Source organism: Shewanella subflava, assembly GCF_025971955.1.
Taxonomy (GTDB): Bacteria; Pseudomonadota; Gammaproteobacteria; order Enterobacterales; family Shewanellaceae; genus Shewanella; species Shewanella subflava.
This window is the reverse complement of record NZ_JAPDMX010000023.1, coordinates 17,459-30,763: the sequence shown is the minus strand read 5'-3', so window position 1 is coordinate 30,763 and position 13,305 is coordinate 17,459. Positions and strand designations below refer to the sequence as shown.

General features: G+C 41.0%; 11 protein-coding genes. 7 read left to right on the top strand and 4 right to left on the bottom strand.

Features of this window, described 5'->3' with window-relative positions; genetic code table 11:
* Positions 1-18: 18 nt before the first annotated feature.
* Positions 19-1,386: a prephenate-dependent tRNA uridine(34) hydroxylase TrhP gene (gene trhP, locus OHT75_RS08795; protein WP_264726117.1), complete on the top strand. Its 1,368-nt coding sequence runs from the start codon at positions 19-21 to the stop codon at positions 1,384-1,386.
* A gap of 3 nt (positions 1,387-1,389) precedes the next feature.
* Complete coding sequence (locus tag OHT75_RS08790) at positions 1,390-1,641, top strand: YfhL family 4Fe-4S dicluster ferredoxin (protein WP_188840596.1); 252 nt, start codon at positions 1,390-1,392, stop codon at positions 1,639-1,641.
* 119 nt (positions 1,642-1,760) lie between these two features.
* Here OHT75_RS08790 and ubiT read toward each other — a convergent pair whose 3' ends face one another.
* Complete coding sequence (gene ubiT, locus OHT75_RS08785; RefSeq protein ID WP_264726116.1) at positions 1,761-2,261, bottom strand: ubiquinone anaerobic biosynthesis accessory factor UbiT; 501 nt, start codon at positions 2,259-2,261, stop codon at positions 1,761-1,763.
* A gap of 140 nt (positions 2,262-2,401) precedes the next feature.
* On the opposite strand from ubiT, the gene ubiU reads away from it, so the two are divergent.
* Both ubiU and OHT75_RS08775 read left to right on the top strand, forming a co-directional pair.
* Positions 2,402-3,415, top strand: coding sequence for a ubiquinone anaerobic biosynthesis protein UbiU (gene ubiU, locus OHT75_RS08780; RefSeq protein ID WP_264726115.1), 1,014 nt, complete (start codon positions 2,402-2,404; stop codon positions 3,413-3,415).
* Between the two features lie 9 nt (positions 3,416-3,424).
* Positions 3,425-4,315 carry a U32 family peptidase gene (locus OHT75_RS08775; protein ID WP_264726114.1) on the top strand — a complete coding sequence of 297 codons (891 nt, stop codon included), beginning with the start codon at positions 3,425-3,427 and terminating at the stop codon, positions 4,313-4,315.
* A 403-nt stretch (positions 4,316-4,718) separates the two neighbouring features.
* Here the strand turns inward: OHT75_RS08775 and OHT75_RS08770 are convergent, their stop codons facing one another.
* Entirely contained in the window at positions 4,719-5,405 is a 687-nt protein-coding gene (locus OHT75_RS08770) for a hypothetical protein (protein ID WP_264726113.1), read from the bottom strand.
* A 473-nt stretch (positions 5,406-5,878) separates the two neighbouring features.
* Between OHT75_RS08770 and OHT75_RS08765 the strand changes: the two genes are divergently transcribed.
* Together OHT75_RS08765 and OHT75_RS08760 are read left to right on the top strand one after the other, a co-directional pair.
* On the top strand, positions 5,879-7,237 hold the full coding sequence (locus tag OHT75_RS08765; RefSeq protein ID WP_406682001.1) for a YjiH family protein: 1,359 nt from the start codon (positions 5,879-5,881) through the stop codon (positions 7,235-7,237).
* Between the two features lie 590 nt (positions 7,238-7,827).
* Positions 7,828-8,193: a PilZ domain-containing protein gene (locus OHT75_RS08760; RefSeq protein ID WP_264726112.1), complete on the top strand. Its 366-nt coding sequence runs from the start codon at positions 7,828-7,830 to the stop codon at positions 8,191-8,193.
* Positions 8,194-8,212: 19 nt separating this feature from the next.
* Here OHT75_RS08760 and radA read toward each other — a convergent pair whose 3' ends face one another.
* Positions 8,213-9,577: a DNA repair protein RadA gene (gene radA, locus OHT75_RS08755; RefSeq protein WP_264726111.1), complete on the bottom strand. Its 1,365-nt coding sequence runs from the start codon at positions 9,575-9,577 to the stop codon at positions 8,213-8,215.
* A gap of 217 nt (positions 9,578-9,794) precedes the next feature.
* Between radA and OHT75_RS08750 the strand changes: the two genes are divergently transcribed.
* On the top strand, positions 9,795-12,185 hold the full coding sequence (locus OHT75_RS08750; RefSeq protein ID WP_264726110.1) for a PilZ domain-containing protein: 2,391 nt from the start codon (positions 9,795-9,797) through the stop codon (positions 12,183-12,185).
* An 18-nt stretch (positions 12,186-12,203) separates the two neighbouring features.
* Here the strand turns inward: OHT75_RS08750 and OHT75_RS08745 are convergent, their stop codons facing one another.
* The gene (locus OHT75_RS08745) at positions 12,204-13,115 is read right to left on the bottom strand and encodes an alpha/beta hydrolase (RefSeq protein ID WP_264726109.1); all 912 of its coding nucleotides are present in this window, start codon (positions 13,113-13,115) and stop codon (positions 12,204-12,206) included.
* Positions 13,116-13,305: the final 190 nt, after the last annotated feature.

Sequence of the window (13,305 nt, the reverse complement as noted above, 5' to 3'; positions counted from 1 at the left end):
GTTAGATTGAGAGTAATTATGTTTAAACCAGAGCTTTTGTCACCTGCTGGAACCCTAAAAAACATGCGTTATGCCTTCGCATATGGTGCTGACGCTGTATATGCAGGCCAACCTCGCTACAGTTTACGAGTCAGAAATAATGACTTCAAAATGGAAAACTTAGCCAGCGGCATTCAAGAAGCGCACGATTTAGGCAAAAAACTCTATGTAGTTAGCAATATTGCGCCTCATAACGCCAAATTAAAAACCTACTTAAAAGACATGGAACCCGTGGTAGCAATGCAACCTGATGCATTGATCATGTCAGATCCCGGTTTAATTATGATGGTGCGTGAAGCCTTTCCCGATCAAGTGGTACATCTTTCAGTTCAAGCTAATGCCATTAACTGGGCATCGGTAAAGTTTTGGCAGCAACAGGGCATTAAACGCGTGATCTTGTCACGAGAATTATCATTAGATGAAATTGAAGAGATTCGTCAACGTTGTCCTGATATCGAGCTCGAAGTGTTTGTTCATGGCGCACTGTGTATGGCTTATTCTGGCCGCTGCTTATTATCAGGCTATATGAACAAACGCGACCCAAACCAAGGAACTTGCACCAATGCTTGTCGTTGGAAATACGATGTTCACGAAGCTCAGCAAACTGAAACCGGCGACATTATTGCGGTCAATCCTGCCGTTCAAATTGAAACACCGCCTACTTTAGGCGCTGGCGCACCATCAAGTGAAATCGTGTTGCTACAGGAGCCTGGACGTCCTGGTGAATACATGCCAGCATTTGAAGATGAGCATGGTACCTACATTATGAACTCAAAGGATTTACGTGCAATTCAGCATGTTGATCGTTTGACTAAAATGGGCATTGATTCATTAAAAATTGAAGGCCGTACTAAATCGTTTTACTACGTGGCACGTACCGCACAACTTTATCGCCAAGCCATTGAAGATGCAGTAGCAGGTAAAGATTTTAATCGCACCTTAATGCACAATTTAGAAGGATTAGCCCATCGCGGTTACACCGAAGGCTTTTTACGCCGTCATGTGCATGATGAATATCAAAATTACGATTACGGTTATTCGATTAGTGATACCCAGCAATTTGTGGGTGAGTTTACGGGTAAACGCAATGCTGCTGGTTTAGCTGAAATTGACGTTAAGAATAAATTTATTGTAGGCGACAGTGTGGAAGTCATGACCCCACAGGGTAATTTTAACCTAACAATTAAACAATTAATGAATCGCAAAGGCGAAAGTGTTGAGGCGGGATTAGGCTCAGGCCATTTTGTATTCCTTGAACTGCCTGCTGAAGTCAACACAGACAAAGCTATTTTGATGCGCAATCTTCCACAAGGTCAGGATACACGCAATCCTCATCAGGCAATTTAAATCATGGCTTTACTCATTGACGATAGCTGTATTAACTGTGATATGTGTGAACCTGAGTGTCCTAACTCAGCCATCACTATGGGTGAAGAGATCTACGAGATCGATCCAGATTTATGTACCGAATGTGTCGGGCATTATGATAAACCCACCTGTGTGTCAGTCTGCCCAATTGACTGTATCGATCCTGATCCGGCTCATGTGGAATCACAAGATGCATTGATGGTGAAATACGGCATCATAACGGGAAAAATTTAGCATAACGTGATACAAAAACGGCGCTTACAAGGCGCCGTTTTTATATGCGGTCAATGGTTATCTGTCTTCTGCGCTGGGTATTACCCCAAACGGCATTCGAGCTACTGTTTCTCAATCAATTATATCGATTGGTATTGTTGTAATGTCTGCAGCGTCACGGCTAACTTTTCTATTGCTAACTTCGCCGCCGTTGGCAATGAGTCAAGCTCAATCCCCAAAAGTAAATTTTTAACTTCAAGCCCTAATTCTGTATCGCCATCAATGAGTAACTTTCGCTGAAAAAACAACGTATCAGGATCCTCTTTCCCTGCAGCGACCAAAAGTAACTCAGGGACATTCGCTGTAAAAGTAACATCCGCTTGCTGTGGATGAGATATACGCAATTTGCCATCAAAACTCATTTGAAATTGTAATCCAATATCCGCCACAGAGATGGCCGCCCACTTTCCCTGTAAAAAATCAAGTTCAGCCTGCTCAATTTGCGGCTTCAACATTAAATTTAAAAGCTTAGATAATAAATCTAACTTCAGATTATCTGGCACTAAAGCCAACGATTTTTTACTCACTCGAGGGGCAAAATGTAAAACATGCGATGCTAATTGCTGAGAAATTCCACTCACCTAATATGTCCTTTGAACTGTTGATTCACTTAATAACCTAAGTTTAGCGATCTTTTATCAACAGAAACCTGTCCTAAATCAAATCATGTCGATTGAATCACTTCTACACTCTGCTACTTTAAAAATACTAGGATAATCCAATGGAATTGTTGTGTCCTGCGGGCAATTTAGCCTCACTAAAAGCGGCATTCAACGCCGGAGCTGATGCGGTATATTTGGGGCTAAAAGATGATACTAATGCCCGATCTTTTGCTGGCCTAAATTTTTCTGCGGCTCAAATAAAACAAGCGAGCCTATTAGCTAAACAGCAAAACCGTAAGCTGTTTCTAACGCTAAACACCTTTGCAAAACCTGGCCATGAAAGTCGTTGGCAGCAAGCTATCGATTTAGCCGCTGAGTTGCATTTAGATGCCGTGATTTGCGCAGATATATCGCTATTAGATTACGCCAACCGAACCTATCCAGGATTAGCACTGCATTTATCGGTTCAAGCCAGTGCGACCAACGTGGCAGCGTTATCTTTCTATAAACAACAATTTAATATTGAACGAGCGGTATTACCCAGAGTACTGTCGGTTAAACAAGTCAAAGATTTAGCTAAAATCAGTCCGGTTGACTTAGAGGTTTTTGCCTTTGGTAGCTTGTGCATTATGGCCGAAGGTCGTTGCCAATTATCAAGTTACGTTACCGGGCAATCACCCAATACTGGAGGTTCATGCTCGCCCGCCAATCATGTGCGTTGGCAAGATGTTGGCACAGATAAATTAACTCGGTTAAATGAAGTGCTGATCGATAAGTCCAGCCAAAATGAGCAATTAGGTTATCCCGTGGTATGCAAGGGGCGTTATCAAACACACGCTGAAATGACACCTGAATACATGCTCGAATCACCAACCAGTTTAAACACCATGAGTCTCATTCCTGAACTGGCTCAGGCGGGTATTCGTTCACTCAAAATTGAAGGGCGTCAGCGAAGTCCAGCTTATGTTACCCAGGTCACTCAGGTATGGCGACAAGCCATAGATTGCTATCTGCAGTCTCCTGACACATTTGCCGATACCCTCCAAAAACAACCTCAATGGCATTCAGCTTTAGATAAAGTATCTGAGGGTCAGGTAACCACTTTAGGTGCATACGAACGTCAATGGCAATAGGTATTTGATATGAATTTATCCCTCGGACCACTCACATACTGCTGGAATAAACAGGCGACATTTGCATATTATGAAGCCATTGCAGACACGCCAATAGACACCGTTTACTTGGGTGAAGTGATTTGCAGTCGCCGCCGCGAATTAAAATATAAAGATTATCTTGAATTAGCGAGATTATTAAGCAACACAGGTAAAAGGGTCATTCTGTCGACATTGACCTTAATTGAGTCAGCATCAGAATTAGTTGAACTGAAACGTATCATCGATAATGCTGAATTTGCGATAGAGGCGAATGATATGGCAGCGGTGAACCTCGCCTTAGAAGCTGTAGTCCCATTTGTGGCTGGTCCAAACTTGAATCTCTACAATCGCGCCAGTCTGGATATTATGCAAAAAGTGGGCATGACACGATTTGTAATGCCCTACGAATTATCAAAACAGTGGTTGCAACAGGTGTTGGCGGAAAAATCACATGAATTTGAAACTGAAGTGCTCGGTTATGGTTACATTCCCTTGGCACATTCTGCTCGATGTTTTACAGCCAAACACCATCAAAAGCCCAAGTTAGATTGCCAAATTATTTGCCAACAATATCCCAAAGGCATACTAACCCAAACTCAAGAGTCGCAACCATTACTAAGACTCAATGGAATACAAACTCAGTCTGCCGCCAAAGTAAATTTGATTAACCAAATGGCCGCAATGTCTGCTATGGGGGTAAATTATTTTAGGATATCGCCATCAGGATTTGATGATATCACGCTAATCAAACAGATATCTAACCGCGATGAAATTGACCTAACAAGCATAAACCTTGTGTGTCCATCCAAAGAGTGTAATGGCTACTGGTATGGTGAACCAGGAATGCATCTACAAGACAATGTGACTGATACTCATTGATTTTATAGATTTTTTTGCAGCGAGTTGTCTGCACACGCTGCGATATTAGGCGGCTAAAAAGGTTTGGGACTTTATTGAATCAGCTGTGTAAAAAGCATAACTTGGATGATAAGGCTCCCACCCACTCGCTGCAATAAAACATTGTTAAATCAAGTAAAGTTCAACCGACAAAGGGGCAACAGCACCTTTAATCGCCACTTAGATGAGATATAAATAACTGAGCCTGATTGATACAAGATACATTGAAGTACTCACCCTCAAACCGATACGTTAGGCAAATACTAAAGAGGATAGATGCGCGTATCGCCCATTCCAGCATAACTAAACGCGACTAAAACCAAACACTATTCATAATTATCAAACTTGAATATAAACGCACACTCATTTGGCGTTATATCAAAAGTTATAATTTTCTCACCCAAGAGAGCAGCGATAATACCCATAACACCAAAATGATATCACTGCCCCATTGTGTTAAAGCCTGCCACCATAAATTGGGTTTAGGGGATAATGTCGCCGATGAAGCAATGATGTCCATGTAATTTGCGGTTACAGATGGCGCTGAAGTGAGTCCAGCATAAGGTAAAATAAACACACTAACATTAAGGCATAAGCAAATAAAAGACAGCAGCAAAGGCAGTTTAACTTCTCGCCATCCTATCTGAATAGCGTACGCCATAAAGGTAATACTGGCACAACACACAAAAATGAATAAATAGCTTAAACCATGAAGGTGCAAATGATACACATTTAACGGGAATAAGCCTGTTGCGGCTAAAGCCAAAAAGCTTGCGGAGAAACTAAGCCAAAAGGGATATTTAAGCCAGCCTTTAGTCACCTGTAATGCAAATAAGTTGGCCAGAGCAATAGCTAAACTGCCAAAAAATAGCCCTCCGTTAAGCAGGAGTGCTGCCTGTGAATGCCCATAATAACCCAGTTCACTGATACTCTTTTTAAACAACAAAAAACCATCAATATTAGCATTTACTGATTCTATGACGATCGAAATAGCTAAACCTAAGAAAAGGCCAAAACACCCCAACAAACCAAAACGTATCGCCAGTTGTTTGATTTTATCTTTGTTTGTCATAACACCAATTTATACAAGTTACCCACAGCAAGTTTATGCCATATATTTATTAAATACTGCGTTATCCACGACAGAATGTTAAACCATATCACTGCAATATGTGAATAAACGGCAGATTTATTGAATATCATAACCTCATAACCACAATAAAGATGCCAAAAATAATGCTTCAACGGATAACTAAAGATCTTTCAATCACACATCCTTGATGCAACACCTTTAAAAAGCAAAACACACAAACTTAACACATTGATTACAAATTAATTTATCATTACAAATGCCTATTTTTGCTTTACAATATAGTTAATCAAAAATAAGTGATAACTATGCATTTATGTGATTCATTTTACTTAGACTGAAATTGGCGGTAACCTTGCCGCACAAAAATCATGACGAACTTTCAGTAAGCGCCTCATGGACGGATTAGATAATTATTCGCTGCCAAAATGGGTAGATTTTAAGGTACAGAAACCGTGAACCAACAAAAACCAAGACATAACTTAAAAACGATACTGACTTTTATTATCCCTTCTTTAATTGGTCTGTTACTTTTTATCATGCCGGTCACTACTGAAAATGGGTTAACCATCCCAATTGCTATCGTTTCTAAAGCGTTGCAATCGGCAATGGGAGGCTCAATACAACTTATTGTTACGGGCATCGTCATTTTTATGGCCATTATTTCAGTATTAGCCGCCATCATCCGCCCCGCTTTCGTTCGTAAAAGCCACTTTTTAACCGCGTTACTGAACGTATCGGGCTTTTGGTTATTGATGCGCGTTGTCGGAGCCATATTTATTACCCTAACTTGCTTTAATATTGGCCCTGAAATGATTATTTCAGAGAATACTGGCAGCTTAGTGTATAACGACTTACTTCCAGTTTTATTTTCAGTATTTATCTTTGCCGGTATGCTATTACCGCTATTATTAAATTTCGGTTTGCTTGAGTTTTTTGGCACCATGCTAACTAAAATCATGCGCCCAATCTTTAATTTACCTGGGCGTAGTGCAATCGATTGTATCGCTTCATGGCTAGGTGATGGCAGTGTCGGCATTTTGATGACCAGCCAACAATACGAAACGCGTTTTTACACCCAACGAGAAGCCGCAGTTATTGGTACCACATTTTCAGCCGTGTCAATCACCTTTAGCTTGGTGGTCATTTCTCAGGTTCGCTTAGAGCACCTGTTTGTGCCCTTTTATCTGACAGTTTGTTTTGCAGGCATAATGGCTGCGATAATTGTTCCCAAATTGCCGCCATTATCATGGAAAAAAGACCACTACATTGATAACACCCCCCGTCACCCTGATGATGAAATAGTCCCACAAGGACATGGGGTGTTTTCATGGGGATACCATCAAGCGCTCAGCCGCGCATCACAAGCCACCAGCGTGAAAAAAGTTTTTACCGACGGCTTAAAAAATGTTGTCGATATGATTTTCGGTATCATTCCAGTGGTTATGGCAATTGGCACTATGGCTCTTATTCTTGCCGAATATACGCCTATATTTAACTATTTAGGCATGCCGTTTATTCCGTTACTGGAACTATTACAAATTCCAGAAGCCACTGCAGCATCAAAAACCATCGTTGTCGGATTTGCTGATATGTTTATCCCTTCAATTTTAGCAAGTTCAATTGAATCAGATCTCACACGCTTTGTAATAGCAGCCTTGTCTGTCACACAGCTCATTTATATGAGTGAAGTGGGTGCATTACTGATTGGCAGTAAAATTCCGGTCAACTTTTTAGAATTATTTGTGATTTTCATTTTACGCACCATAGTGACGTTACCTGTTATTGCCTTAATGGGACATCTCATTTTGTAAAATTTGAATGATAAAAACTGCAAAGGAGCCAATATGGCTCCTTTTTTATTTTTTCAAATCAGCACCAATTAGCATTTCCTTGATTTAGCTATAAACTTAAATATCACAATACAAATGACAAACAAACGCGACTCTTAAGTGAGCGGATAACATTCAACCAGCAAAATTCAACAGATTTGAGAGTCCATTTATGATGGTCTAAAAACTGTCTCTCGCCAACATCATTAACGATCTAACAGTGCTGATGATAAAGTGGGTGAGCTTGCTTTAATCTTAACCTGTAAAGCTTAAAAATCATTAATTCTGAAGATGGTTGCGGTATATTGGCCGATATACCAGCACAAATATTCAGCCATTCTTTTCCACAAAATGCGGCCAAGATTATAGAGGAATGAGATATGGTTTTTAATTTGGTGGTACAAGTAGTTGAAGGTCAGGTTACTTTAAACACATCACCAGACCAAGGAGTCGGATTATGTTTCATACTCACGGAAGAAATAATCACCTATTAGGCGAAATGATTACTGTTTTATAGACAAAGGTAACGTATGCTAAAGTTAGCCATGCGTTAAATTATTAAGGACTGACCAATGGATGAAAGACGCAAGTTTTCTCGAATTTTATTTGATGCTAATGCTTATCTTGCTCAAGATGATTCGACTTGGCGCACCACAATTCTTGATTTAAGCCTAAATGGCGCACTGGTTGAAATTCCAGAACTTTTCACCGGCGAGCTACACAGCCGTGTGATATTAGAGTTTGTGTTACCCGACTCAGATGTGCAACTTGTCATGCATACTGAAGTGGTTCATAAAACCAGTCATCATTTAGGCTTGCGTAGCTTGCATATTGATGTTGAAAGTATCAGTCATTTACGTCGAATTATTGAGCTTAACCTTGGTGATGCTGAATTACTTAACCGTGAACTGGAAATGCTTATTCAACCAGAAGAATAAGCATCATTATAAACGCACTTTATAGTGCGTCTAGCGCTTCAGACAATTTACTTACCCCTATCACTTCCATTCCTAATGGCGGTTTTTTAGGTGCATTGGCTTTAGGCACTATAGCGCGTTTAAAGCCATGTTTAGCGGCTTCGATTAACCGTTCTTGACCATTCGGTACGGGTCTAATTTCACCCGATAGACCTACCTCACCAAATACAACAAGATCGCTAGGCAATACTTCACCACGAAAACTCGACACCATTGCCAACAGTAAGGTGAGATCGGCACTGGTTTCAGTGACCTTTACCCCGCCCACCACGTTTACAAAAACGTCTTGATCAGACATCAACAATCCACCATGGCGGTGCATAACGGCCAGTAGCATGGCTAAACGGTTCGCATCCATGCCTACCGCAACTCTTCGAGGGTTGGACATGGCAGAACTATCAACCAGCACTTGCAACTCGACCAATAATGGACGCGTGCCCTCCCACACGACCATGACTAATGAACCCGATGCCGCTTCCTCGCCTCTGGATAAAAATATGGCAGAAGGGTTAGCCACTTCTTTTAATCCTCGCTCGGTCATCGCAAAAACGCCTAACTCATTAATCGCACCAAAACGATTTTTATGGGAGCGTAGGGTGCGATAACGACTGTCGCTGTCTCCCTCAAACATCACCGAGCAATCAATACAATGCTCTAACACTTTAGGGCCAGCCAAACTGCCATCTTTAGTGACATGACCAACCATAATCACTGCGATGCTATGCTGCTTTGCAAATCGTGTCAGATAAGATGCCGATTCTCGTACCTGTGAAACACTGCCAGGCGAAGATTGAATGTCGCTCATGTGCATCACTTGAATCGAGTCGACAACAATTACTTTTGGCTTTTCTTGTAAAGCCACATCACAAATAGCTTCTACGCTTGTCTCTGACAACATACGTAAATTTTGTGTCGGTAATCCCAATCGATGCGCGCGCATAGCCACTTGCTGTAAAGACTCTTCACCAGTGACATAGAGTGCCGGCATAGTTTGCGCAAGCTGACACAGGGTTTGTAATAACAGTGTACTTTTACCGGCCCCAGGGTGTCCGCCAATTAAAATCGCGCTGCCTGGAACAATACCGCCGCCTAATACTCTGTCGAGTTCAGCAAATGTACTGGCAATACGGGGTAATTCATTTAAGTCAATTTGATCAAGTGTTTGCACTTTTTTGCTGGTCTCACCAGCATAACCACTAAATTGATGAGTTCGCGTTGCACTACTCGCGCCTAAACGCACCTCAGTAATCGTGTTCCATTCCTGACAAGCATTACATTGACCTTGCCAGCGGGGAAAATCTTGACCACATTCGTTACATACATATGCTGTTTTATTCTTTGCCATAATACTCATCAGTAAATATGATTAAAAGGTCACAAATGAACGTTATCCCGTTCTCTGTAAATAAACGCCCACACTATAATTGTTTGCTAAACTTTATCATTGATTGGAATTCAGTATAGAATCAGATTTAAACCAAACAATTGATAAAGCGATATCTCTTCATGCCGATAAGATTAACAGCCAGACTCACGAGAAGCATTAACAACGATAAAAGAAGATGAGCCTAGACAATCACAGCGCGCTAATAGAACAACTCAAACCCCTGCTGATGGAACCTGACTTTCAGGAACTGTTCGAAAGCTTCACGGCTGATGAGTCGAATTCTACCCGTTTTTTACTGAAAATGGAGCTTAATCGTATTTCGGCACCTTGTACGCGCATAATTGATTTACGAGATAAAACCGAGCTGCCTTGCGAAGAAGTTGTGATTGGTAAACAAAGACACTTTTTAGATGCACCGTCAAAAGAAGCCCTTGAACAAGCCTTACCCATTTATCGTAATAAATACACTTTAGGCGTTTACGAAAATGTGATTAAACAGCACAAAATGCGTAAGCAACAAAGACAAGAATCTCCAACTCAAGAAATCGTCACCGGCACCTTCCCGTTTATCGTCCCTGGCATAGTATTAGGCAGTTATTTTAATCGTAGTGAAGAGCGCATGAACTACAGCATTAAAATCTCAGCATCACAATCAGGCAGTGCAGAAGTGTTAGGCGCAACCCTCGACTTATCCGTAGGTGGCGCAAGAGTAAAATTACCTGTTAAACATAACTTTCAAACCGAAAAGCCCTTGCGCGTAAAGTTGCTTGATTTGAATGAAGAGTTTTATTTTGAAGATCTACAACAAGGTGTTGATTACCAAATTGTTGATATACAAAATAAAGATGACAACGCCATCTTCAGATTAAAGCGACTTGGGGTCGGCGAAGAGCTCGATAAGGTGATTACCCAGCTAATTCAAGGATACAAGTTTCGCTATAAAGTGGATGTTAACGATGTCATTGTTAACGCCACTGGATTAGGGTTTGAGCGGCATTATTTGCCTTTGCAACCACATTTACCTTTGTATATCTCCATCAAAGAAGGCAAACCACACATTACCCATGCCTTACTTGGGCGCGGTAACCATTCTTTGATGCATTTATTCCAAGATGAAAGAGATGTCAGCCAACTTCCCGGGATGCTGACCAATAATCGTTTGGTGCATCTGATAAAATCGCCCGACATAGCAGAGCATCAAATCATTTTTTGTTTTACTCACGTCGCCAACGGTAAAGTGCACTTTTATTCAGCCAGCCAATTTGAGTTAATCCAAAATGGTCACTTAGGCTTGTTCTTGGGGTTTGGGTCCAAAAAGCCAAGTTGGCGTATATTTAAACTCACCAGCCAACGAATCGATCATCAACAAAATTATAAAACCTCAACCCTACCGGGTGATGATGCTCGCTACGGGGCATTAACAGAGCAGCAATTAGCCAGTTTTAGTCATATCGTCCAAATCTGTGACCTCACCAACAGTCAGGTCAATTCACAGTATCAATCCTGGTTTAAAGACCAAGATGTTAACCAACTGAAGGTATTTGCCCAGCGAAAAATAAATGCCAATAGCATCAAAAAAATATCGATGCCATTTACAGAGCGTCGCCACGAGTCACGCTTTGCTTTTAAAACGTTAGTCACAATTAAACAAGGAAATAAAACCGCCTCAGGTATTACCCATGATATTTCAAGTCGTGGGCTACAAATCACCCTAGATGAACCGATGGACTTTACCACCCCAGCATCAGTAATTATTAGTTTTCCTCGCTTACAAGCGAAAGCGGGTAAAACAAACTTAAATAACTTGTCATATCAACTGATACGTACTCGGTCTGATAGTAAAGTGCTTCATTTAAGCGCTTTGATTGGTCATGATCCCCATATGGGAGTAGAGTTTTTAAGTAAACTCATCAGCCATAATCAAGACAAACTTGAAAAATTGTCAGACAAAGACGGCGAACAAAAAGAGCTGGCCGATGGCATGAAAAACCTGATGATGCGTGAAATAGCTAGCGTGCCCTACTTTGTCGAGAAACACAGTAAATCCTTTAGTATCTCAGCGATTGGGATTGGGACTAAAGTGGATGAAATCAGTCATTTATTCTCACAAGATACTGAACAAATTATGCAGTATAACCTCGCACCAATAATGGAAAATGGGGTTTTCAAAGATCGCATCCTTGAGCCAATCAAAGCCATGAAAACGATCACAGACTTACAGTTTTTTGAAGTGTTTATCCAAATAACTCGCCATGCGCGCGGCACGATTAATCTTAATTGTAAAATCACTTCCGATTTAACTACTGAAGAGCAACTTGCCTTCATTGCACAAGGCCAAAGATTAGGCCGATTTATGGCTTTAAGGGTTTACTTTGGTATGGCCGACAAACCCGATATGACCTATATTCGACGTGAATTAGCTTACATTCAAATCCATGCTAACCACAAAGCCAAACAACTTGAAGAACAACTATGGCAAGTCATAGGTTTAGGTGAGTTTCTCGATATCAGTCAAGAAGTTTTGTTACGTTTCCCACAATTAACCAAAGTCAAAGAACCCAGTTAATTTGAAACATTCGAGCTGCTAATCCGATTGTGCTAAGTACCAGTGCTTCACTTTAATAAAGTGATCTTCACTTGCCTGCTTATGGGTCAACATATCCGCATGGCCATAATCGTATAAATAGCCATGCTCTTTGGCCAGCAAAGTATATTCAGCGTGCTGAAAACCACACTCTGCCATCATATCTTGTACATCCGCAGGGTTACCCAGTACGGTGTCATTTTTCCCCGCAATAAACCATGTGGTTGGCCAGATTGTCTTTTGAGCGGCTATGGCATAATTAAAATGATCATCATGATCAATCCACTCACCTCTTACCCAGTCAATGGATTGAATCAAAGATAGATGGCTTTCATTATCCATACCAAAGCGATAACGATAAGCATCAAAAAAACCCTGCTTAGTGGCAACAAATGGCGCGAATCGATTCCAAAAAAGGTCAACCATTAGCCATTTGCGCAATGATTTAATTTTAATGGTACGTTTGGTGCCAAAAGTTAAAAATGATGCCACACTCGCTTGTAAATCAGTAAAGCGGATCAAACTACTTGCCATCAATACGCCGCCCCAGGAATGAGCGCACCAGTGCACTTTTGCCGCTAAAGGATGACGTTGTAAAATAAATGACTGTACTAAGGGCAATTGCTCTCTGATGACTTCCCCCTGGCCTAGGCCATAATGCTTGTCAATCAATGGTGTACTCTTACCCCTTCCTGCGGTATCGAGTACATAAATATCAAAACCTTGTTCAGCAAGAAAGCAGCCTAAACCACGACCAGAATCACTATAAAAAACCCGACCGTTCGACATCGCGCCATGTAACATCAAAATGGGAGTAAGATGTTTATTCGTCCCTGTTGCTGGGATAAAACGCACATGCAATTGCCCTTGTCGATAAGGGATAAACAAAGACTGTTGAATGGGTGATTTCAAAGCGCTATCTATTTTTATTGAAGATACAGGTTTAAAACTTAATCATATCGGCCGTTAATATCAACCCAAATAGAGCAAATATCCTAAATAAAGTTTTTCATTGTCAGTAAACAAAGTATATTTCTCAAAGAAAATAAGTTTTAAGTGGAATGGCCTGAGCCACAACACTGGTAGTAGTGCTGTTAGTTTT

Bases quoted from the DNA above. Each gene is read 5' to 3' on its own strand.
- OHT75_RS08770 (WP_264726113.1), bottom strand. From the start codon at position 5,405: ATGACAAACAAAGATAAAATCAAACAACTGGCGATACGTTTTGGTTTG.
- OHT75_RS08760 (WP_264726112.1), top strand. From the start codon at position 7,828: ATGGATGAAAGACGCAAGTTTTCTCGAATTTTATTTGATGCTAATGCT.
- trhP (WP_264726117.1), top strand. From the start codon at position 19: ATGTTTAAACCAGAGCTTTTGTCACCTGCTGGAACCCTAAAAAACATG.
- OHT75_RS08790 (WP_188840596.1), top strand. From the start codon at position 1,390: ATGGCTTTACTCATTGACGATAGCTGTATTAACTGTGATATGTGTGAA.
- OHT75_RS08750 (WP_264726110.1), top strand. From the start codon at position 9,795: ATGAGCCTAGACAATCACAGCGCGCTAATAGAACAACTCAAACCCCTG.
- radA (WP_264726111.1), bottom strand. From the start codon at position 9,577: ATGGCAAAGAATAAAACAGCATATGTATGTAACGAATGTGGTCAAGAT.
- ubiU (WP_264726115.1), top strand. From the start codon at position 2,402: ATGGAATTGTTGTGTCCTGCGGGCAATTTAGCCTCACTAAAAGCGGCA.
- OHT75_RS08775 (WP_264726114.1), top strand. From the start codon at position 3,425: ATGAATTTATCCCTCGGACCACTCACATACTGCTGGAATAAACAGGCG.